At 30.0% G+C, this 850-nt stretch carries 1 protein-coding gene and 1 pseudogene; both read right to left on the bottom strand.

The window, feature by feature from the left end; translation table 11 throughout:
- A pseudogene (locus EUBIFOR_RS11895) lies at positions 1–298 on the bottom strand (hypothetical protein); the annotation flags it as partial.
- A partial coding sequence (locus EUBIFOR_RS11890; RefSeq protein WP_003866322.1) for a transglutaminase-like domain-containing protein occupies positions 295–850 on the bottom strand: 556 nt, incomplete at its 5' end. The gene EUBIFOR_RS11890 and the pseudogene EUBIFOR_RS11895, both read right to left, overlap by 4 nt.

Genomic DNA, 850 nt, shown 5'->3' with positions numbered 1-850 from the left:
CTTTAGATAATTTTTGATTATAATCAACTGAATAATTTGTATTTTCAAAAACAGGAGAATTCGATTCAGCATAAACATAAACCTTATTCTTATCCTCTTGATAAATTTTAATTGTATAATGCACAATATCATTTTTATTAGAAACATATTCCTTATTTGGAGATACTTTCTCTTCATAAATCAATGTTAAATCTTTATTAGAAGTACTTGTATCTGTTTCATTTTGAAATATAAAGAATAAGGATAAACATAAAACAATACTACTAACAACTACAACAATCATTCTCTTTGACTTCATCTTTGGCGCACCCTTCTAACATTACGATTCATGAAATGTCTTCCTATATATCTATAGGCAAATCCTTTTAGCCTTGACATTTGTTGATGGTGTTCTTTTAGTAAATCTTCCGGACAATCATATACACCAAAATCTTGTGTAATTCCTTCACTTTGGATATATGTAGAGTTACGATTAAAATCAATAGTAGGATTTCTAAAATCTTTTACTGCTACACCATATCCACAAAATGCACCTTTACAATTTGGAAATTGATTTTGCAATTTTTTGAGATATGTACGATCTAAAATAAATCCTTCAAGTTCAATCCACTGATTCTCAAAATATATTTCCACCCAACTATGAAATATGTTTTGCGGTGCACTCCAATACACTAAGCCAGTCATGGCTCCTTTTTGAAGTCTTTTATCAATTGTGAAGCCATGAATTCTACATGGAATCTGACAAGCTCGTAAAAGAGCCATAAATAAGGTCCCTTTTGTATTACATTGGCCATAGCCATCGAATAATACTTTTGATGCACAAATCGCATCATCTTCATTATATCCAAAT

Origin of the sequence: Holdemanella biformis DSM 3989 (assembly GCF_000156655.1) — a bacterium.
GTDB classification, from domain to species: Bacteria; Bacillota_I; Bacilli_A; order Erysipelotrichales; family Erysipelotrichaceae; genus Holdemanella; species Holdemanella biformis.
Note: the sequence above shows the minus strand (reverse complement) of the source record. Positions and strands in the feature narration are given on the sequence as shown.